The organism is Erwinia sp. PME.40.26/001, from assembly GCF_055556675.1.
In genome coordinates, this window is sequence record NZ_JBVHNP010000490.1 from 1 (window position 1) to 228 (window position 228).

Annotated in this window: 1 pseudogene; it reads left to right on the plus strand. The window is 68.9% G+C overall.

From position 1 onward, the window contains the following. A pseudogene (locus ACZ3HG_RS25095) lies at window positions 1–228 on the plus strand (hypothetical protein); the annotation flags it as partial.

A 228-nucleotide genomic window follows, 5' to 3' on the forward strand; every position in this document is an offset into this window, starting at 1 on the left:
GGTCCCTCGGCGTGCTGACCGCGGCGCGCGACGCCGGCCTCATCACGAAGTCGAACCTCATCCTCGGCATGGGCGAGGAGCCCGAAGAGGTCGTGCAGGCGCTCCACGACCTGCATGAGGCCGGGACGGACATCATCACGATCACGCAGTACCTGCGCCCGACCCCGCGGCACCTCCCCGTGCAGCGGTGGGTCAAGCCCGCCGAGTTCGTCGAGTTCAAAGAGGAGG